General features: G+C 67.8%; 18 protein-coding genes. 16 read left to right on the top strand and 2 right to left on the bottom strand.

All coding sequences use genetic code 11. The features are described 5' to 3' along the window. Nucleotides 1-128 precede the first annotated feature (128 nt). The 4 genes from gatC to MEU52_RS13280 all read left to right on the top strand — a co-directional run bounded on the left by gatC (nt 129) and on the right by MEU52_RS13280 (nt 2683). A complete protein-coding gene (gene gatC, locus MEU52_RS13295) occupies nt 129-416 on the top strand; it encodes an Asp-tRNA(Asn)/Glu-tRNA(Gln) amidotransferase subunit GatC (protein WP_238122763.1) in 288 nt (95 codons plus the stop codon). Then, nucleotides 413-1897: an Asp-tRNA(Asn)/Glu-tRNA(Gln) amidotransferase subunit GatA gene (gatA, locus tag MEU52_RS13290; RefSeq protein WP_238122762.1), complete on the top strand. Its 1485-nt coding sequence runs from the start codon at nt 413-415 to the stop codon at nt 1895-1897. The genes gatC and gatA overlap by 4 nt, the downstream gene beginning before the upstream one ends. Next, a complete protein-coding gene (locus MEU52_RS13285; RefSeq protein ID WP_238122761.1) occupies nt 1885-2175 on the top strand; it encodes a chorismate mutase in 291 nt (96 codons plus the stop codon). Before gatA ends, MEU52_RS13285 begins: the two co-directional genes overlap by 13 nt. Before the next feature lie 274 nt (nt 2176-2449). Further along, nucleotides 2450-2683 (top strand): hypothetical protein, encoded by a 234-nt coding sequence (locus tag MEU52_RS13280; protein ID WP_238122760.1) that lies wholly within the window; start codon nt 2450-2452, stop codon nt 2681-2683. Here MEU52_RS13280 and pdxR read toward each other — a convergent pair. Next, nucleotides 2680-4131: a MocR-like pyridoxine biosynthesis transcription factor PdxR gene (gene pdxR, locus MEU52_RS13275; RefSeq protein WP_238122759.1), complete on the bottom strand. Its 1452-nt coding sequence runs from the start codon at nt 4129-4131 to the stop codon at nt 2680-2682. The two genes, MEU52_RS13280 and pdxR, sit on opposite strands and share 4 nt — an antisense overlap. A gap of 232 nt (nt 4132-4363) precedes the next feature. On the opposite strand from pdxR, the gene MEU52_RS13270 reads away from it, so the two are divergent. The 7 genes from MEU52_RS13270 (at nt 4364) to MEU52_RS13240 (ending at nt 11332) form a co-directional block, all read left to right on the top strand. After that, the gene (locus MEU52_RS13270) at nt 4364-4888 is read left to right on the top strand and encodes a CinA family protein (protein WP_238122758.1); all 525 of its coding nucleotides are present in this window, start codon (nt 4364-4366) and stop codon (nt 4886-4888) included. Then, on the top strand, nt 4888-5847 hold the full coding sequence (locus tag MEU52_RS13265; protein WP_238122757.1) for a CobW family GTP-binding protein: 960 nt from the start codon (nt 4888-4890) through the stop codon (nt 5845-5847). The genes MEU52_RS13270 and MEU52_RS13265 overlap by 1 nt, the downstream gene beginning before the upstream one ends. 160 nt (nt 5848-6007) lie before the next feature. Then, nucleotides 6008-6742, top strand: coding sequence for an orotidine 5'-phosphate decarboxylase / HUMPS family protein (locus MEU52_RS13260; RefSeq protein ID WP_238122756.1), 735 nt, complete (start codon nt 6008-6010; stop codon nt 6740-6742). A gap of 2 nt (nt 6743-6744) precedes the next feature. Next, nucleotides 6745-8217 carry an aldehyde dehydrogenase family protein gene (locus tag MEU52_RS13255; RefSeq protein ID WP_238122755.1) on the top strand — a complete coding sequence of 491 codons (1473 nt, stop codon included), beginning with the start codon at nt 6745-6747 and terminating at the stop codon, nt 8215-8217. 124 nt (nt 8218-8341) lie between these two features. After that, nucleotides 8342-9598 carry an amidohydrolase family protein gene (locus tag MEU52_RS13250; protein ID WP_238122754.1) on the top strand — a complete coding sequence of 419 codons (1257 nt, stop codon included), beginning with the start codon at nt 8342-8344 and terminating at the stop codon, nt 9596-9598. Between the two features lie 24 nt (nt 9599-9622). Next, the gene (gene nadC, locus MEU52_RS13245) at nt 9623-10513 is read left to right on the top strand and encodes a carboxylating nicotinate-nucleotide diphosphorylase (RefSeq protein WP_238122753.1); all 891 of its coding nucleotides are present in this window, start codon (nt 9623-9625) and stop codon (nt 10511-10513) included. A gap of 117 nt (nt 10514-10630) precedes the next feature. After that, nucleotides 10631-11332 (top strand): pyrimidine 5'-nucleotidase, encoded by a 702-nt coding sequence (locus MEU52_RS13240; protein ID WP_238122752.1) that lies wholly within the window; start codon nt 10631-10633, stop codon nt 11330-11332. A 15-nt stretch (nt 11333-11347) separates the two neighbouring features. On the opposite strand, the gene MEU52_RS13235 is transcribed toward MEU52_RS13240, so the two are convergent. Beyond that, nucleotides 11348-13726, bottom strand: coding sequence for a DUF3141 domain-containing protein (locus MEU52_RS13235; RefSeq protein WP_238122751.1), 2379 nt, complete (start codon nt 13724-13726; stop codon nt 11348-11350). Nucleotides 13727-14125: 399 nt separating this feature from the next. Here MEU52_RS13235 and MEU52_RS13230 point away from each other — a divergent pair, with 399 nt between their 5' ends. The 5 genes from MEU52_RS13230 to MEU52_RS13210 all read left to right on the top strand — a co-directional run bounded on the left by MEU52_RS13230 (nt 14126) and on the right by MEU52_RS13210 (nt 18590). Next, complete coding sequence (locus MEU52_RS13230) at nt 14126-14887, top strand: GntR family transcriptional regulator (RefSeq protein WP_238122750.1); 762 nt, start codon at nt 14126-14128, stop codon at nt 14885-14887. Next, nucleotides 14884-15630, top strand: a complete 747-nt coding sequence (locus MEU52_RS13225; protein WP_238122749.1) for an ABC transporter ATP-binding protein — start codon at nt 14884-14886, stop codon at nt 15628-15630. The genes MEU52_RS13230 and MEU52_RS13225 overlap by 4 nt, the downstream gene beginning before the upstream one ends. Before the next feature lie 32 nt (nt 15631-15662). Further along, the gene (locus MEU52_RS13220) at nt 15663-16454 is read left to right on the top strand and encodes an ABC transporter permease (RefSeq protein ID WP_238122748.1); all 792 of its coding nucleotides are present in this window, start codon (nt 15663-15665) and stop codon (nt 16452-16454) included. 51 nt (nt 16455-16505) lie between these two features. Further along, nucleotides 16506-17483, top strand: a complete 978-nt coding sequence (locus tag MEU52_RS13215; protein WP_238122747.1) for an ABC transporter substrate-binding protein — start codon at nt 16506-16508, stop codon at nt 17481-17483. 102 nt (nt 17484-17585) lie between these two features. Next, complete coding sequence (locus tag MEU52_RS13210) at nt 17586-18590, top strand: zinc-binding dehydrogenase (protein ID WP_238122847.1); 1005 nt, start codon at nt 17586-17588, stop codon at nt 18588-18590. The last annotated feature ends 5 nt before the right edge of the window (nt 18591-18595 follow it).

The raw sequence follows: 18595 nt of genomic DNA, 5'->3' as shown, positions 1-18595 counted from the left end.
CTAAGGCATCTCTTGATGCATCGAATGATGTCATAAGTCGTGCATCCGCTGTACGATAAAATCGGACTGATCGTTGCGCCAGCGTCGGCCCCCTTGCTATAGCGGCCCTCAGCTTTTGGGAGCGCAATATGTCCGTCGATCAGGCGACCGTCCGCCGGGTGGCCCATCTCGCGCGCATCGCGGTGCGTGAGGAGGAGCTCGGCCACCTCCAGAATGAATTGAACGCCATCCTCGATTTCGTGGAGCAACTGGCCGATCTCGACGTCTCCGGCGTCGAGCCGCTGACCGGCGTGGTGCCCATGGAGCTGCCCATGCGCGAGGACGTGGTCAGCGATGGCCACTGCCCGGACAAGGTGCTCGCCAACGCCCCCGATGCCGAGGGCGGATTCTTCACCGTGCCGAAGGTGGTGGAATGACCAAGCTCACCCAGCTTACCCTCACCCAGGCGCGCGAAGGCCTCGCCCAGGGCGAATTCACCGCCGTGGAGCTCACCGAGGCCTATCTGAAGGCCATGGAGCAGGCGCGCGGCCTCAATGCCTATGTGCTGGAGACGCCCGAGCTCGCGCTGAAGATGGCGAAGGAGAGCGATGAACGCCTCGCCACCGGCGATACCGGGCCGCTGGAAGGCATTCCGGTGGGCGTGAAGGACATGTTCTGCACCCAGGGGGTGCGCACCACCGCCTGCTCCAAGATCCTCGACGATTTCGTGCCTCAGTACGAATCCACCGTCACCAGCCATCTGTGGCGCGATGGTGCGGTGATGCTGGGCAAGCTCAACAATGACGAGTTCGCCATGGGCTCCTCCAACGAGACCTCCGCCTTCGGGCCGGTGGTGTCGCCCTGGCGGCGCGATGGCGACGAGGCGCCGCTGGTGCCCGGCGGTTCCTCGGGCGGCTCGGCGGCGGCGGTGGCGGCGTTTTTGTGTGCCGGCGCCACCGGCACCGACACCGGCGGCTCCATCCGCCAGCCGGCGGCCTTCACCGGCACCGTGGGCATCAAGCCCACCTATGGCCGCTGCTCGCGCTGGGGCATCGTCGCCTTCGCCTCCTCGCTGGATCAGGCCGGCCCGTTCGCCCGCACGGTGAATGATGCGGCCCTGCTGCTGCGCTCCATGGCGGGCTATGACCCCAAGGATTCCACCTGCGTGGATCGGCCGGTGCCGGACTATCAGCAGGCGGTGGGCGCCTCCATCAAGGGCAAGAAGATCGGCATTCCGCGCGAATATCGCATGGACGGCATGTCCGACGAGATCGACGCTCTGTGGCAGGAAGGCGCCAAGTGGCTGGAGGACGCCGGCGCCGAGATCGTCGACATCTCTTTGCCGCACACCAAATACGCGCTGCCGGCCTATTACATCGTCGCTCCGGCGGAAGCCTCGTCCAACCTCGCCCGCTATGATGGTGTGCGCTACGGCATGCGCGTGCCGGGCAAGGACGTGGTGGAGATGTATGAGAACACCCGCGCCGCCGGCTTCGGCCCGGAAGTGCGCCGGCGCATCATGATCGGCACCTATGTGCTCTCCGCCGGCTATTACGACGCCTATTATCTGCGCGCGCAGAAGGTGCGTACCCTCATCAAGCGCGACTTCGACCTCGCGTTTGCCGCCGGCGTGGATGCGGTGCTGACCCCGGCGACGCCGTCGCCGGCCTTCGGCATCGGCGAGAAGCTGAAGGCCGATCCGGTGGAGATGTATCTCAACGACGTCTTCACCGTGACCGTGAACATGGCCGGCCTGCCGGGCATCTCGGTGCCGGCCGGCCTCTCCGCCGACGGGCTGCCGCTGGGCCTCCAGCTGATCGGCCGGCCGTTCGGGGAAGAGACCCTGTTCGCCCTCGGCGAGGTGATCGAGGAGGCGGCCGGCCGCTTCCCGGTGGAGGACCTGTGGTGGCGGGGCTGAACGACGTTCCCGACGCCCTGAAGGCGGCGCGCGATCGCATCGACGATATCGATTCCCGCCTCATCGCTCTCATCCAGGAGCGCTTCGGCGTCGCCGCCGGGGTGGTGGAGATCAAGCGCAAGGCGGGCCTGCCCGCCTTGCTGCAGGATCGGGTGGACGAGGTGCTCGACCATGTGGAAGCTCTCGGCCGCGCTCGAGGCCTGCCGGAAGGGGTCGCCCGTGATCTGTGGCGGGTGTTGATTTCCGCCACCATCGATTTCGAGAACAGCCGGCTCTGACGGGCCGGCGCGGTGGCAGGCCACCGCGGGCCGGTATCGGGTGCTGCTTCGTCTGCGCCCGATGCACAGGCGGCCCGCACATTGTGCGCTGCAACATTTCTGCGGTGCCGCCTATTCTTCTCGCGTGGGGATCTGCGCGAGGAGAGACGACCGATGCAGACGGTGGTGACCATCCTGCTGATCGGCGCCGTCATGATGATGGCGATCGCGGCCCTGGACCGGCCGCAGAGCTGAGGGCGAAAGCCCGGGCAAAGAGTGGGGAGAAGGACCGCGGATGCTGTGCCTGGAATGTAGCCGCTGCGGGCGCCGCTCCCTCGTGGACGAGCGCCTCACCGCCAAGATCGAGGAGGTGGCGAAGGACGCCCTCGCCTTGCCGGCGCCCGGCCGCATGCCGGCCCCGCCCGAAGCCGGGCTGCGTTGCGATCTGTGCGGCAGCCACCGGATCTACATCCACAATTTCGCCTCCCGCTACGAGGCCCTGCATTTCGCCGTCGGCAAAGGGAGCTAAAGGGCCTGACGCAGCCGGGCGATGCCGGCCTCGATCTGCTCCTCGGTGAGCGAGGCGTAGCCCATCAGCAGCCAGCCGTCGTCATAGGTAGAGCCGCCATATTCGTGGCCGCCGCCGGCCTGCACCGTGTAGAGCCCCACGTTGCGGGCGCGGGCGATGCCGGCCAATTGATGTGCTTTGGGCAGGCCGGGGGGGATCTGCCAGGCCACATGGGTGCCCCCCTCGGCGCCGCGCAGTTCCACCCGGCCGAAGGCCTGCCGGAGCGCGGACACCAGCGCGTCGCGGCGCTGCTGGTAGCGCAGCCGCACCCGCCGCAGATGGCGCACGAAACCGCCGGTGTGCAGGAATTCCGCCAGCGCCGCCTGCTCCAGCCACACCTGCCCGTTGTCCAACAGCGCCTTGGCGGCGGCGGCGGCGGGGGCGAGGTGATCGGGGAAGATGGCATAGCCGGTGCGCAGGCCCGCTCCTAGCGTCTTGGAGAAGGTGCCGAGATAGATCACGTTCTCCGGGCTCGAGGCCTTCAGGGCCGGCAGCAACATGCCGCCATAATGGAACTCGCAGTCGTAATCGTCTTCGATGATGTAGGCGCCGGTGCGCTCGGCCCAGCGCAGCAACTCCGTGCGCCGTTCCAGCGAGAGGGTGCCGCCCATGGGATATTGATGGGAGGGCATGACATAGGCGATCTGTGCGTCGATGCCGGCGAGTTCCGCGGTCTTCAGCCCGTGGCCGTCGCCGTCGATGGGATGGAGCCGCAGATTGAGGCTCTCGAACAGATAGGCGGCGCCCTGGCTGCACGGGTTCTCGATGACGATGCCGTCGCTCTCCCGCGCCAGCACCCGCATGGCGAGGTTGAGGGCCAGCTGGGCGCCGGCGACGACGATCACCTGCTCCGGCCGCACATGGATGTCGCGCATGGCGGAGACATGGTCGGCGATGGCGGCGCGCAGGCTCATGAGCCCGCAGGGGTCGCCATATTCGGTCAGGTTGTGGCCGGCGGTGGCCAGCGCATGCAGGATCAGCCGGCGCCAGGCCTTCAGGGGAAAGGCGCGGGGATCGGTGCGCTGGGGCCAGAAATCGATGGGGATGCGCCCGGTGTTCAAGATGGCATGCTGGCGGCCGGTGAAGGCGGCGGGGGCCAGCTTCTGCGGAGCGCGGGGGCGGGCCGGGCCGGCGGCGCCGGCATCGCCCGTGCTCATGGCCTGCTCGGGCAGCACGGCGGCCACATAGGTGCCCACCATGGGCCGGGTGATGAGATAGCCTTCGTTGATCAGCCGCTCATAGGCGAAGGTCACCGAATTGCGGGAGATCTTGAGCTGCTGGGCGAGATGGCGGGAGGAGGGCACTGCCGCATCGGGCTTCAGCCGGCCGTCGAGGATCTGCTGCCGAATCTGATGAAAGAGCTGCTCCTGCAGGCTCTGGGCGGAGGTGCGGTCGAGCGAGATCAGCACGTGGGTCCAGCTCCGGTTGGGGGCCGCCGCGCTGCGGCGCACCCTGTGGCGTGACTATGCGGTGTTGCGGCGCAAAGAGCCATGGTTGAAGAGGCCAGTTGCTGTTGGCCTCATGAGACCACCCCCGCGTTTCCTTGACTTGGGTCCAGCTGAACGGATGCTCGCGAGGGCCGGCAGCGGTTCCGTGCCCGGCCTTTCCATCCCCGATTTTCCGTCGAAGAGGGCGACCCCCATGCCGAAGACCGTGCTTCTCGAAACCGGCGCCACGCTGTTTCCTGCCCCCCTGTTGGAGGCATCGGCGCGGGTGCTGGCGGCGGCGAAGCAGAAGGGCATCCGGCTGGCAGCGGCGGAGACGGTGACCTCCGGCCTCGTCAGCGCCACGCTCACCTCGGTGTCCGGCGCCTCGGAAGTGTTCGAGCGCGGCTTCGTGCTCTATCACGCTTCCGCCAAGGCCACCGGCCTCGGCGTGCCGGAGGCGGTCTCGGCGGCCCATGGGGCGGTCAGCGCCGAGGTCACCCGGGGGCTGGTGCTCGGGGTGCTGGAGCATTCCCAGGCCGGTGCGGCGGTGGCCATCACCGGCTATGCCGGCCCCGGCGGGGGCAATGCGATCAATCCGGTGGGCACCATCTTCGTGGCGGCGGCCACCCGCGGCGGCGCGGTGCATGAGCAGCGCCACGTGTTTGCCGGCAATCGCGACCAGGTGCGCCTGGAGGCGGTGCGCGCGGCCCTGGCGGTGCTGGAGGCGGCGTTGGCCTGATGACCCCCATTCCCCTCGTTCTGCTCACCGGTTTCCTGGGCGCGGGCAAGACCACCGCGCTCAACGATCTGCTGCGCCGCGCGGAGTTCGCCGATACGGCGGTGATCATCAACGAGGCGGGCGATGTGGGCATCGACCACGCGCTGATCGAGACCGGGCGGGACGACGTGCTGCTGCTGGAAGGCGGCTGCATCTGCTGCCGCCTGCGCGGCAGCCTCAACGCCACCCTCAATGCCCTGGTGCGGCGCCGGGCCCTCGATGGGCTTCGGTTCCGCCGGGTGGTGGTGGAAACCTCGGGGCTGGCCGATCCCACGCCCATCCTTCACGCGCTCATCGCCGATCCGGTGTTCACGCGCCATTTCGTGCTCAATGGGGTGGCGGCGGTGGTGGATGCCACCACCTTCACCGCCACCTTGCCTCGGTTCGGCCAGGGCACCACCCAGGTGGCCCTCGCCGACCGGGTGCTGATCAGCAAGACGGATCTGGCCGCCGCGGCGGTGCTGGCGCAGGTGGAGGCGGAGGTGGCCGCCCTCAACCCCACCGCCGAGCGGGTGCATCTTTCGGCGGCGCGGCCGCGGGGCGATCAGATCTGGGTGGATCCGCTCGATGGGCCGCGCGGGCTGCGCACCCGGGCCTTCGTGGCGAGCGCCGCCGGCCATGAGGTGACCACCGCCGCTTTGGCCTTTCCCGGCCGCATGGCCCGCGAAGAGGTGGACCACTGGCTGGATCGGCTGGAGACCCTGTTCGGCCCGGCCCTGCTGCGCCTCAAGGGCATCTTGTGGCTGGAGGAGATGGAGCAGCCGGTGGCGCTCCATGGGGTGCAGGGGCTGGTCTATTCTCCCGGCCTGCTGCCCGCCACGGCGGAGCCGCCGGAAAACCGCATGGTGCTGATTGCCGACGGCATTGCACCGGCGGACCTGAACGACGCTTTGACCCTGCTGGCGGGCCAAGCCCGCTGAGGGCGCGACCCGTCATCTGGCCCTGGGGCCACTGCACGAAAATCCGCCATTTGTGTCCTTCCACGCATCTGGCTCCATATCCCGGACAGCGCCCGGCGCTACCGGCATGGGCAGCCCGCTCCTAGCTTCCCCTGGAACCGACCCCCTGAGCGAGGCAGCCATGGCCAAGACGTTTCAGGGCACGATGGGGATCGTGCCCGCCCTTGATATTGAATCTCCCGAGCGCTTCGATCTGGTGGTGAAGGCGACGTCCGGGGTGGAGGGCGTGGCCGGCTACAAGCTGGGGCTCACCAGCGTGCTGCGCTACGGCCTCAAGGAGTCCATGCGGCGGCTGCGCGACCTCACCGATCTGCCGGTGCTCTATGATCACCAGAAGGCCGGCCCCGACATGCCGGACATGGCCAAGAAGTTCACCGCTTTGTGCGCCGAGGCGGAGGTGGATGGCCTCATTCTGTTCCCGGTGGCCGGGCCCACGGCGGTGGATGGCTTCGTCATCGAGGCCTTGAACGCCGGCATCGCCCCGGTGGTGGGCGGCGAGATTCCGGTGGCCGATTATGGCGTGTCCGGCGGCGGCTATCTCATCGACGACGCCCTCGACCGCATTCTGGAGCGGGCGGTGGCCGACAAGGCCGACCACTTCGTGCTGCCCGCCCGCGATGTCGCCAAGGTGGCCCGCTGGTCCAACTGGATCGCCGCCCATGTGGAGGCGCCGGTGGTGTTCCTCACCGGCTTCGGGTCCCTCGGCGGCACCATGGAAGGGGCTTTCGCCGCCGCCAAGGCCTGCCCGCGCCGGTTCGCCATCGTCGGCCGGCTCATCACCGAGGCCGCCGATCCGGCTGCCGCCGCCGCCAAGCTCTATGGCGAGATGCAGGCCCTCGACGGAGCGGGAGCCTGACCATGGCGGAAGGGATGGAGCCGGGCCTGGCGCTGGCGGAGCTCAAGGGCAGCCCGTTCGTGGACGGGGCCTTCACCGAAGGCTCGGGCGCCCGCGACACCCTGCTCGATCCCTGGACCGGGCGGGCCCTCTGCGAGGTGGGCCTTGCCGGCGCCGCCGAGGTGGAAGCGGCGATCATCGCCGCCCGCCGCGCCTTCGATGCCTCCGACTGGTCCCACCGGCCGCCGGCGGAGCGGGGCGCGGTGCTCGCGGCCATCGCCGCGGGGCTGAAGGCGCGGGCGGAGACCTTCGCCACCATCGAGGCGCTCAATGCCGGCAAGCCCTTTGCCGGCGCGCTGAAGGAGGTGGAGGGCGCCATCCGCGTCTTCACCTATTACGCCGGCGCCATGGATAAGCTGTTCGGCGACACCATTCCGCTGGGCCGCGACCTGCTGGATTTCACGCTGCGCGAGCCGCTCGGGGTGGTGGCGCAGATCGTGCCCTGGAACTTCCCCCTGCTGGGCGCCTCCTGGAAGCTGGCGCCGGCCCTGGCGGCCGGCTGCACCGTGCTGCTGAAGCCGGCCCCGCTGACGCCTTTGACCGCGCTGTTGCTGGCGGAGGTGTGCGCCGCCGCCGGCGTGCCCCCGGGAGTGGTCAACATTCTGCCCGGTGGCGCCGAGGTGGGGCAGAAGCTGGCGGAAGATCCGCGCATCGACGGCATCTCCTTCACCGGTTCCACGCAGGTGGGCGGCGCGGTGATGCGGGCGGCCGCCGGCAGCATCAAGAAGGTGGCCCTGGAGCTGGGTGGCAAGAACGCCAATGTGGTGTTTGCCGATGCCGACCTGGAAAAGGCGGCGGCGAGCGCGGTGGCCTCCGGCTTCGGCAATGCCGGCCAGTCTTGCTCGGCCCGCTCCCGCCTGCTGGTGGAGCGCCGCGCGCTGCCAGCCTTTGAAGAGGCCTTCCGCGCCGCCGCCGCGCGCCTGCAATCCGGCTCCGCCTTTGCCGCCGACACCACCCTTGGTCCGCTGATTTCCGCCGCCCACCGGGAGGCGGTGGCGCACAAGGTGGAGACCGCGGTGGAAGCGGGCGCCGCCTTGCTGTGCGGCGGCGCGGTGCCGACGGGGGATGGTTTCTTCTATCCGGCCACCATCCTCTCCGGCGTGGGGGCGGACAATCCGGCCTTCCGCAACGAGATCTTCGGCCCGGTCTGCTCCATCACCCCCTTCGAGGGGGAAGCGGAGGCGCTCGCGCTGGCCAATGACAGCGACTATGGCCTGAACGGCTCGGTCTGGTCCCGCGACATCGGCCGGGCGCTGCGCACGGCGCGGGGCATGCGCACCGGCATGGTGGCGGTGAATGGCCTGCCCAGCGCCAGCCGCACCAGCGTGTTTGCCCCCTTCGGCGGCTACAAGCGCTCCGGCATCGGCCGCGAGCTGGGTCTCAACGGGCTCGATTTCTATTGTGAGATCAAGAACGTGGTGGTGGACCTCGGCTGAGCGTTCAGCCGGGCGGGGCGGGCTTGGAGCCAGTTTACTGGACCCATGCTCCGGGCGGGCGGTGGCACTCCATGCCTGCCGATTGACGTTGCTAGATTTTTGATCACGAAAGCGGGGAGCTTCCATGACCATCGCAATCACAGGCGGCACCATGATTGACGGCACCGGCGCCGATCCGGTGGCGCGGGCCGTCGTGGTCATCGAGAACGGCAGGATCACCGCCGCCGGCCCGGAAAGCCAGGTGCAGGTGCCGGCCGGGGCCGAGATTCTGGACGCCGCCGGCCGCACCGTGCTGCCGGGCTTCATCGATACCCATGTGCACGGCACCTATCGCGCCCGTGACATGCGCCAGCATCTGCTCAACACCCCCACCTACAATGTGCTGAAGTCCATCGAGGTGTTCCGCGAAACCATCGCCTGCGGCATCACCACCGCCCGCGACATGGGTGGCGCCGATGCCGGCTTCCGGGAGGCCATCGCCGAGGGCATCATCGACGGGCCGCGCCTGTTGATCTCGCTGGGCATGGTCTCGCAGACCGGCGGCCATGGGGATTATTGGGTGCCGGCGGGCCTGCGCATCCAGAAGCGCGCCTGGCTGCCCCACATGGTGGCGGACGGGGTGGACGAGATCCGCCGCCTGGTGCGCGAGCTGCTCATGCGCGGCGCCGATTTCATCAAGATCTGCGCCACCGGTGGGATCACCTCGGTGACCGACAGCTGGGATGAGCCCCAGTTCACCGTTGCCGAGCTGGAGACCGCCGTGTCCGAGGCGGCCGCCAAGGGCAAGCGGGTGGCGGTGCATGCCGAGGGCCTCGCCGGCATCCGCAACGCGGTGGCGGCGAACGTTCATTCCCTGGAACATGGCTGGTTCATGGACGAAGCCTGTGTGGATCGCATGGTGGCCCAGGGCACCTGGTGGGTGCCGACCCTGGCGCTGGTGCCGCTCTCGGTGGAGCACCGGCGCAAGAACAAGGCGTGGGCCGGCCAGCAGATGGGCCAGGAAGACGTCAAGGATGCGCAGATCTACGCCTTGATGCAGGATCAGATCCCGCTGTGGAAAGAGGCGGTGAAGCGCGGCGTGAAGGTGGCCATGGGCACCGACCAGTCGCACCGCCTGCTGGTGGGCGAGAACATGGTGGAACTGGGCTTCATGGTGGACTGGCTCGGCATGTCGCCCATGGAGGTCATCGTCGCCTCCACCACCAAGGCGGCGGAATGCATCGAGCGGCCGAACCTCGGCGCCCTGAAGCCCGGCTGCCTCGCCGACGTGCTGGTGGTGGACGGTGACCCCCTGGAGAACATCCGCATTCTGGAGGAGCGCGAGCGCCTCCATCTCATCATGAAGGACGGCAAGGCCTTCACCAACAAGCTGGCGGCGTGACGCGCTGATCCGAGGAGCCTCTCGATGAAGTTGAACCGCTTTATGATCCGCCCGCTGATCGAGATGGGCCTGCGCGAGGAGATCTCCTCCGGCGACACCACCGGCGGCTTCCTGGTGGGGGATGATCCGGTGCAGACCGCCAACATCTACGCCAAGGCCAAGGGCGTGGTGTGCGGCATGCTGTTCGCCGACGAGACCATCCGCCTGATCGAACCCGGCGCGGAAATCGAATATCTGGTGCAGGACGGCGACGAGGTCACCCCCGGCACGGTGCTGATGCGGGTGAAGGCGCGGGCCTCCACCTTCTTCATCATCGAGCGCTCGGCCCTCGACTGGCTGCAGCAGATGTCCGGCATCGCCACCAAGACCCGGCGCTACCGCGACCTCGTCAAGCACACCAACGTGCGCATCACCGATACCCGCAAGGGCTGGCCGGGCCTGCGCATGGTGCAGAAATATGCGGTGCGGGTGGGCGGCGCCCACAACCACATTTTCAACCTCGCCAATTGCGTGCTGGTGAAGGACAATCACATCAAGATCGCCGGCTCCATCACCGAGGCGGTGCGCCAACTGCGGGCGACCGCCCAGCACACCTTCAAGTTCGAGGTGGAATGCGAAAGCCTCGCCATGGTGGAAGAGGCGCTTGCCTGCGGGGTCGAGATCATCATGTTCGACAACATGGATCTCGATGAGATGCGCGAGGGCCTCAAGCTCACCGCCGGCCGGGCGATGACCGAGGCCTCCGGCGGCATCAATGAGCAGACCATCGTGCCCATCGCCGAGACCGGCGTGGATGTGATCTCCATCGGCGATCTCACCCACACGGTGAAGGCACTGGACATCAGCCTCGACGTGAAGGACATCAAGCCCAGCGCCCACCGCACCATCGGCCGCCTCAACGCCCTCGACGCCTGAGACCGTCGGCCCCCGCCGTCGACCGGCGCCAAACGGGTTCGCTCAGGCGCCGCGCGGGCTTGACCAAAGGTCGGGGCAGGGCGGCCGGAGCGAGGCCGACGGCCGGGAAGGAGCAGGATGCAGGACGCGGGTGAAGGAGGCGGGGCGCGGACCCCGCTGCGGCTGCGGGACGAGATCGACACCTGGGTGTTCGATCTCGACGACACGCTCTATCCGCGCACCGCAGGCCTCTATGAGCAGATGCACGGCCGCGTGGTGCTGTTCATCCAGGGCCTGGTGGGGTGCGATGCGGCCGAGGCGGCGGCGCTCCACGCCCAATATTACGAGCGCTACGGCACCTCGCTGATCGGCCTCAACAAGCACCATGGCGTGGCGCCGCAGGATTTCCTGGCCTTCGTCCACGACATCGACATCACCCCGGTGGGCAGCGGCGCGGCCCTGGCGGCGGCGCTGGCGCGGCTGCCGGGCCGGCGGCTGGTGTTCACCAACGGCTCGGTACGGCACGCGCGTCGCATCCTCACCCATCTCGGCGTCGCCGATCTGTTCGAGGCGGTGTGCGACATCGAGGCCTGCAACTATGTGGGCAAGCCCGCCCGCGCCGCCTACGAGACCCTGCTCGCCGACCATGGAGTGGACCCGGCCCGGGCCATCATGTTCGACGACCGGCCGGTCAATCTGCAGGTGCCCCATGCGCTGGGCATGCAGACGGTGCTGGTCACCGGCGGGCGGCAACTGCCTGGCGCCGATGGCGCCCATGTGCACGACATCGCCGAGGATGTGCCCAGCTTCCTCGATCGCGCTTTTCCTGCGCGCTCCTGACGGACCGGAGGTCGTTCAGGCCTGCGGTGATGGCGCCGGCGGCGGGGCCACCTGAAGGATGGCGGCGAGTTTCTCCACCCGTTCGCGCTCGGCGAGGGTGAGACGGCCATCGGCGGCGGCCGCAGCGGCCACCGTGTTCACCAGCTCCTGCCGCTGGGCCGGGTCCTGAACCAGGGTGGCGATGGCCTCCACCGCCTGCTCCCGTTCCAGCAGCAGGATGTAATACTGCTCCCGCACCAGCGCCTTGAAATCCGCGAGGGACAGCTGCAGCAGGTTCTGGCGCGCCTCGTTCAGGGAGCGCGCGGCGCTCTCGTCGAGGACGCGCGCGGCGGAGATGACGAACAGGGCCGCCCGGACCAAAGCGGCGTTGAACCCGCCGTCACACAGCCGGCCGCGCAGCTCCGCCATGCGGTGCTGCCGGAAGGCCTCCTTCTCCGGGCTGCAGGCGGGCAGCTCGCGCACCTTTTCATCGAGATTGAGCCCCACCAGGCCCTGCAGCAGGGGCGAGCCGTAAAGGGCGAAGAACAGCCGCTCCACCCCCTGGTCGCGCAGATCGCGGAAGCCGTCGAGGGCCGCGATGATCTGATCGGACACCAACTTCTGCGCGGTGAGGAAGGGATTGTCGGCCGGCACCGGGCGGCGCGCGGCGGCCACGGCGGCGGCGGTCCTGGCCACCGGCTTCATCAGCGGGTTGGTGTCGGCGAACCCGCTGTAGCTGAGGCGCAGGGGATTGGCCTTGAACAGCAGCTCCGCCAGCTGCGGCGTCGCCAGGGCGCGCACCGCCGGCTGGAAGAAGGTGCGATAGATGGAATGGTTGATCTCCGAGACGCGGCGCGCGGTGGCGAAGGCACGGTCGTCTTCGGTGCTGTTGCGACCATAGGCGCGGATGTCATCCAGCGAGCGCAGCTCGAAGCGGCTGTGCCAGGCCGGCCCCTCCGGCTTCGCCGCGTCGTCGCTCGTCGGCTCGATGATCAGTTCGTAGAGGCCGGGCGGCAGGCAGTCCATGAGGTCCATCAGCCGCACCATCTCTTCATCCTCCTTCGCCCCCACCTTGGCGGAGACAAAGATGGCGAGATGGCCCACCTTCTGGTTCATGCAATAGACGATGGTGCGCCCTTCCGCGCGGATGTCGTCCACATCGCGGTAAAGGTCGAGGATCCAGCCCAGCGTCTGCGGCGGCGGGGAAATGTTGTCGCCCTGGGAGGTGAACACGATGACCGGAGAAGCGACGTTTCGCACGTCGAAGACCTTGCCGGTCGTGGAGCGGATCTCGTTGCGGGTGAGCTTGTCGCCGATGAACATCTCGTCCACCAGAAACTGGATTTCCGCGCCATTGAGGGTGATGAAATCGCCCCACCATTTCTCGAAGCCGAGATAGCGCGGCCCTTCGGTGTCGATGGCGGAATACAGGTCGTACTGCTTGCCCCACAGCCAGTTGGCCGGGTTGAGATTGTCGAAGTTCAGGATCAGCCAGGTGCCGTCGAACTTGCCCCGGCCCAGGTCGCAGGTCAGCGCCGTCAGCCAGGATCCGCCCAGCAGGCCGCCGGCGTAGCGCATGGGGTTCTTGCCGTGCACCCCCTGCCAATAGGACATGGGCGAGCCGGCCACCATGCACGGGCCGAACAGGTCGGGGCGCAGCATGGCCACCATCAGGGTCTGATAGCCGGCCTGGCAATTGCCGATGGCGAAGGGGGGCGGCGCTTCCGGATGCAGGGCGCGCACCTGCTCGAAGAAGGAGACCTGGCCCTCCACCACGTCGAGGAAGGTCTGGCCCGGCTCGGGCTCGGCGGAAAAGCCGATGAAATAGACCGGATGGCCATTGGCCAGCGCCTCGCCGATCTCGCTGTGGGTCTTGAACCCGCCGATGCCCGGCCCCTGGCCGGCGCGCGGGTCCACCACCACCACCGGCCGCTTGCGCGGGTCCACCTCCAGGCCCGCGGGCGGCACGATGCGGGAGAGCGAATAATTGATGGGGCGGGGCAGGGCACGGCCGCTGGCAATTACATCGTGGTCGAAGGAGAGCACGGTGGCCATGGGCCGGGCCGCCATCTCCGCCTGCTCGTTGCCGCGCTGGCGCAGCAGATCGAGGAACAGCACCGCGCGCTGCCAGCTGTCCAACAGATAGTCCGCCAGGGGGCCGCCGCCATCGAGGCGGGCGGGCAAAGGGAGCGCAGGCACCGGGAGCGCAGGGAACGGTGTGACGGGCGCAGGCGCCGGCGATGGCGCGTGGGCTGGCGCGGCGCCGGCCGGACTGCCCCAGCCCGCGAAGGTCAATGGCGGAACACCGAGCGCGGGAAAATGCAGGCCGGCGGGCAAGGGCAGGCCCCAGGCCCGCGGATCGAACAGGCGGTGGAGCGGCATGGATGACGACGTGTCGTTGGCGTTCTGGGCCATGGAACCCTCCTTCTCGACACGGGCGCGGTGGGTGCCCCCGGCCGTCCCTTGCGGCCCGGGCTCCACTCGTGTGTCGACCGGCGACCAGGCGCCCGGCCGCTGCCGCGCCGGTGGCGCTGCTTTAGGCATAACGCACGCTTCGGCAGTGCGGCAAGGCTGCCACACGCCGGCGACAGTCGTGCGGGCGGTGGTGCTCTCTGTCAGATCTGAAGTGGTGCGATGAGATGTTAAGCGATTCTGGTGAGCAGCTCACTGGAGTTTGCCCAATGTCGCGCCAGTGTCCGAATAAATATAAGAAATAAAACGATTTTTTTGATATTGGAATTGCCGGTTCTTTGGCGTTGAGTGGCCTATTGCCCATCGGTAGGCTGCTCACAGTGGTCATGAGGAGTGATCAACGTGGCGGATGAACGGGAGCGTGGTCGGGCATTGGACCCGGCGGTTCTGGAGGTGCCCGGCACCACTTTGAGGGGCAACCAGGCCTATGATCTGCTGCGCCGCGAGATCGTCTCGTGCCGCATCCTGCCCGGAACCCGCCTCACCGAGGCGGAGCTCATGGACCGTTTCGAGCTGGGCAAGGCGAGCTGCCGCATTGCCCTGCAGCGCCTCATTCAGGAAGGTTTCGTCACCTCCATGCCGCGCCACGGCTACCGTGTGGCACCCATCACCGTGAAGGATGTGGAGGAGGTGTTCGCGCTGCGCCTGGTGCTGGAGCCGCTGGCGGCGCGCGGCGCGGCGGGGCGGGTGAACCGGGCCCATCTGCAGCGCCTGGAACAGGCCTGCCGCGTGAAGCTCACGGTGGAGATGGGCAACCAGATCGACTTCTTCCTGGAGGCCAACCGCTCCTTCCACATGGCCATCGCCGAGGCGAGCGGCAACCAGCGGCTCTGCCGCACCCTCTCGGGTCTGCTTGACGAGATGACCCGCCTGGTGGCGCTCGGCTTCGGCGTGCAGCGGGTACGGCCGAACATCGACAACGACCATGTGCAGCTCATCGAATTCCTCGCCGCGGGCGACGCCGAGGCGGCGGCGGAGGTGGCCCGTCGCCACGTGGAGACCTTCCGGCAGATGACCATGGACAAGGTGATTGCCTCCCTACGGGAGTCCGCGGCGGTGGTGCCGGTGGGGCCGTCCTCCAGCGTGGTGGGGGGCGAGCGGTGAGCGTCGTCAGGCTCGAAGGGGTCGGCAAAAGCTTCCTGCGCCGCGATGGCGAGCAGCTGGAGGTTCTGCGCAACATCAATCTGGAGGTGTCGGAGCGGTCCATCGTGGCGCTCGTCGGGGCCTCGGGTTGCGGCAAGAGCACCCTGCTCAACATCATCGCCGGTCTGGCGGAGCCCGATCAGGGCGCGGTCTATCTCAACGACATGCGCTCCAGCGCCTTCAAGGACTGGCGCTCCATGACCTACATGTTCCAGGAGGATCGCCTGTTCCCCTGGCGCACCACCGCGCAGAACGTGGCGTTCGGCCTGGAGGCGGCCGGTGTGGCGCGGGGCGAGCGGCGCGAGCGGGTCATGAAGGTGCTGGAGCTGGTGGGGCTCGACACGTTCGCCGACTCCTTCCCCCACGAATTGTCCGGCGGCATGCGCTCGCGCGCGGCGCTCGCCCGCAGCCTCGTCACCGAGCCCACCATCCTGCTGATGGATGAGCCGTTCTCCAAGCTCGATCCCTCGATCCGCGCCAGCATGCACGATGAGGTGCTGCGCATCGCCGCGCTCAAGCAGATGGCCGTGATCTTCGTCACCCACGATGTCGAGGAAGCGGTGGTGCTCGCCAACAAGATCGTGGTTCTGCATCCGCGCCCCGGCCGGGTGCGCGAGACGCGCGAGGTGGCCTTGCCCTATCCGCGCAATCCCCTGTCTCCCGAGGTCGCGGAAGAAGTGCGCCTGTTGCGCCTCAGCTTGTGACCGTCCCTCTCTTCGCACCCTCAGGCCGGACCATGAAGCGCTCACCTTTCCAGATGGCCCAGGACCGCCGATTGCGGCTGATCAGCCTGCGCCTGCTGCTGCTCGTGATTGTTCTCGTCATCTGGCAGATCGGCTCGCTCGGCGCGCCGCCGTTCATTCTGCCGAGCCCCGCCCGCACCGGCAGCGCCTGGGCGGATCTCGTGGTCACCTCCGGCTTCTGGGCCGATTTCGGCATCACCTTCTACCGCATCGTGGTCGGCTTCGCCCTGGCGGCGCTGGTGGGCGCGGCCATGGGGCTGGTGCTGGGCGCAAGCCGCACCCTGGGCGAGTTCTTCGAGCCGGTGCTGGTGGTGGTGAACACCGTGTCCTCCTCCATCTGGGCCATCTTCGCCCTGATCTGGTTCGGCCTGTCCAACTGGAGCACCATCTTCGTGGTGTTCATGACCGCCATGCCGCTGATCCTCACCAATGTGTGGCAGGGCACGCGCACGGTGAACCGGGAGTTCGTCGAGCTGGCGCAGACCTTCCGCATGTCGAAGCCGAAGGTGCTGTGGAAGATCTACCTGCCCACGATCCTGCCGCTGTTCTTCGCCGGCGCGCGCCTCGCGTTCGGGTTCGGCGCCCGGGTGAGCATCGTGGCGGAAACCCTGGGGGCCTCCAGCGGCATCGGCTACCGGCTCCGTCAGGCGGCAGACCTCGTCCAGACCGACCAGGTGTTCGCCTGGACCCTGACCCTCGTCGCTCTGATGATCGCTCTTGAAGCCATCGTTCTCAAGCCTCTTGAAAGGCATCTGTTCTCCTGGAGGGAGCGTCCGTCCGCTTAAAGCCAAGAAGAGTATGACGCGTATACAGCCTTTCTAGATAGGGGATAAGGTATGAAACGTCTTGCTATTCTCGCCGCGGCGTTCGCCGTTGGTCTGTCTGTTGCGCCGGCGCACGCCGAAAAAGTGAAGATCGGCTATTGGAGCTCGGGCGTCAGCCTCGGTTTCGGTGCGTTCCTTGAAACCGGAAAGTTCATGGAGAAGCAGGGGCTGGACGTGGAATACGTCAAGTTCCCCGATGTGAACGCCCCCACCAAGGCCATGGCCGCCGGTGCCATTGATTTCGCCATCGGCGCCAGCGCCGGCAGCGCCTTCTCGGTGACGGCGGACGGCCTGCCCATGAGCATCGTCCTCGCCACCCAGGTGGCCGAGCTCGACTTCGTGGTGCTGGAGGACTCGCCCATTAAGGCGATGGGCGACCTGAAGGGCAAGAAGATCGGCATGTCGCCGGCCGGCAGCGCCACCGCTGCCATCACCACCGCGATCCTGGTGAAGAATTACGGCATGTCGCCGAGCGATTTCACCGCGGTGCCGGGCAACGATTCCCGTCTCGCCCAGTTCCTGGTGCAGAAGGACATCGACGCCGCCGCCCTGCGCAGCGTGACCCTGGCGCTGCTGCCGGACCTGAAGGTCCGCAAGCTGGCCAGCTTCCGCAGCGAGTGGGCCAAGATCACCGGCAAGGACGCGCCGCCGGTGCTGGGCGTGGGCCTCATCCGCAACGCCTGGCTGAAGGACAACCCGGAAGCGGCCGCGAAGATCATCGCCGGCATGCGCAACGCCTATGAGGCCGGCAAGACCGACAAGGAGGCCGTCGCCAAGGCCCTGATGAGCGCCGGCAACATCCCCGAGACCGACGCCAAGGCCTACGCCGCGCTGTGGGACGGCATCTACACCGTCTCCATGGACCCCGCGACCATCGCCTCCCTGAAGGCGGAGTTCGAGGTGTTCAAGAGCGTCGGCGTGGTGAAGGGCAACCTGCCCGACGCGGCGCTCAACCCCGCGCCCTACGAGGCCTCCAAGGCCATCAAGTAAGACGCCGGGACCCGATCGCCCGGCGGGCTGAATTCACCAGACACCCACCTAACAGAGAGAAGTGGAATGCCCGAGACTCTGCCCAACACCCTGCCCAAGACCATGAAGGCGTTGCTGCTGCGGCAGCACGGTGACGTGAGCGGCCTGGAAGTGGTGAACGACTATCCGGTGCCGAGCCCGAAGCCGGGCGAGGTGGTGATCCGCGTCGGTGCGTCGTCCTTCAACTACCACGACGTGTTCACGGTGAAGGGCATGCCCGGCATCAAGGTGCCGCTACCGGTCATCATCGGCCTCGACATGGCTGGCGAGATCGTGGAGCTGGGCGAGGGCGTCACCGATTGGAAGGTGGGCGATCGGGTGCTGGTGAACCCCCTCAACCCCAAGGTGGGGCTGATGGGCGAGATGCTGGACGGCGGCATGGCGCAATATTGCGCCGTCACCGCCGCCCAGCTCATCAAGATGCCGCCGGACGTGAGCTTTGTGGATGCCGCTTCGCTGCCGGTGGCCTATGGCACCGCGCACCGTATGCTGGTGACCCACAATACGGTGAAGGCCGGCGACAAGGTGCTGATCCTCGGCGCCTCCGGCGGCGTCGGCACGGGCTGCGTGATGCTGGCCAAGCAGATGGGCTGCGAGGTGATCGCCTGCGCCGGCTCCGATGACAAGATGGCCCGCCTCAAGGAGCTGGGCGCCGACCACGTGGTGAACTATCGCACCACCGATTTCTCCAAGTGGGCCATCGGCCAGTATGGCAAGCCCCAGCGCCGCACCTATGAAGGTGGCGTCGACGTGGTGGTGAACTTCACCGGCGGCGACACCTGGTTGCCCTCGCTCAAGTGCGTGAAGCGCGGCGGCAAGATCCTCACCTGCGGCGCCACCGCCGGCCACGATCCCAAGGAAGACCTGCGCTACATCTGGAGCTTCGAGCTGCAGGTGATCGGCTCCAACTCCTTCTATCACGACAACCTCGCCGCCCTGATGGACATGATCCAGGAGGGGTCGCTGAAGCCGGTGGTGGACAAGGTGCTGCCGCTCGAGGAGGCCGCCGAGGGCCTGCGCATGATCCGTGACCGCGAGGTCATGGGCAAGATCGTCGTCACCCCCTGAGAGGC

Source organism: Xanthobacter sp. NM-25 (genome assembly GCF_022138605.1).
Classification (GTDB): Bacteria; Pseudomonadota; Alphaproteobacteria; order Rhizobiales; family Xanthobacteraceae; genus Xanthobacter.
Note: the sequence above shows the minus strand (reverse complement) of the source record. Positions and strands in the feature narration are given on the sequence as shown.